This is a genomic window from Mesorhizobium sp. WSM1293 (assembly GCF_000513875.1).
Taxonomy (GTDB): domain Bacteria; phylum Pseudomonadota; class Alphaproteobacteria; order Rhizobiales; family Rhizobiaceae; genus Mesorhizobium; species Mesorhizobium ciceri.
Window position 1 is genome coordinate 1 of sequence record NZ_AZUV01000052.1, and the last position, 1,140, is coordinate 1,140.

Sequence of the window (1,140 nt, forward strand, 5' to 3'; positions counted from 1 at the left end):
GACGGCGTCGGCGGCGCGCGCACCGGAAACTGCGATCAGGGCCGCAGCGGAGCCGAGGAGAAGGCTCTTGATGTTCATTTTCTGACCTCCAGTCAAAAGTTAAAAAACGGGTCTGGGTATTCTTTGCTGAAGGACAGCGTTCCCTGCCCCATCCCCACTACCGAAAAAGATGCGCACCGCGCCGCTCCTTCGAAATCGACATTACTCATGGGACGGCGGCGTTCAACCACGATCGTACCGGTGAAAGGGCTGCCTGGCTGCTATCCCCTGGCGTTGTTGCACAAATGACACGATTTGGCCTCACTCAGAAACCTCTCGTTAACCATCAGGCCACTGCAAGCCCTTGTTTGCCGGCGAATCCGGCGATGGACCGACGGAATCATGGCGAGTTCCCGAGTCGCTAGCCAGAAACAACCGCAGAACCGCCACATCCATGGAAGATCGCGGTTCGGCGCCTTCTTATTTTTGCATATAATGATGCGGGCTTGTTGATTGTGCCGGCGCTTTTCTTTATCCACCGCCGCAACGGAGAGGTGGCCGAGTGGTCGAAGGCGCTCCCCTGCTAAGGGAGTAGAGGTCAAAAGCTTCTCGTGGGTTCGAATCCCATCCTCTCCGCCACCCTACGCCCTGCGGGCTTCGGGTGGCAGGCCACCCGGAACCGCATTTTGGGCGTAGGAGTGTCGCCCGAAGCTACGAAGTAGCGTAGGGGGACCATGTGGTACGTCTACTTCCTGCAGCTCCATAACGGCGATATCTATGTCGGGTCGACAAACGACCTTCGACGCCGTTTCGAATCGCATCGTTTGGGCCAGGTGACTTCCACCAAGGCTTATCTGCCCGCAGCCTTGAAGACCTATATCGCGGTCGAAACCGAGGCCAACGCACGGCAACTCGAGCGATATTTCAAGAGCGGATCGGGCAAGGCTTTCGCGAGCAAACGGTTTTGGCGAACAGAGCCCCGCTGAAGGCCTTTTTCCCTATCCATCTGAAATAGAAAGAAAAAATGCCCTGAGAGCTGGGTTTTGGCGACCTCCGCACTCGATTCTGACTGGAGGTCAGAAAATGAACATCAAGAGCCTTCTCCTCGGCTCCGCTGCGGCCCTGATCGCAGTTTCCGGTGCGCGCGCCGCCGACGCCGTC

At 57.6% G+C, this 1,140-nt stretch carries 3 protein-coding genes and 1 tRNA gene; 3 read left to right on the top strand and 1 reads right to left on the bottom strand.

Features of this window, described 5'->3' with window-relative positions:
• The 3 genes from M729_RS1000000139060 to M729_RS0130310 form a co-directional block, all read left to right on the top strand.
• The coding region (locus M729_RS1000000139060; RefSeq protein ID WP_198032153.1) for a hypothetical protein at positions 1-288 on the top strand (288 nt) is incomplete at its 5' end.
• 239 nt (positions 289-527) lie between these two features.
• A tRNA-Ser gene (locus M729_RS0130305) sits at positions 528-618 on the top strand.
• Positions 619-713: 95 nt separating this feature from the next.
• Positions 714-965, top strand: coding sequence for a GIY-YIG nuclease family protein (locus M729_RS0130310; RefSeq protein ID WP_024505909.1), 252 nt, complete (start codon positions 714-716; stop codon positions 963-965).
• On the opposite strand, the gene M729_RS1000000139100 is transcribed toward M729_RS0130310, so the two are convergent.
• Positions 904-1,140: hypothetical protein (locus M729_RS1000000139100; protein ID WP_210163525.1), on the bottom strand; the 237-nt coding region annotated here is incomplete at its 5' end. The genes M729_RS0130310 and M729_RS1000000139100 overlap by 62 nt on opposite strands.

Excerpts from the sequence above, each read along its gene's own strand:
- M729_RS0130310 (WP_024505909.1), top strand. The coding sequence starts at position 714 with ATGTGGTACGTCTACTTCCTGCAGCTCCATAACGGCGATATCTATGTC.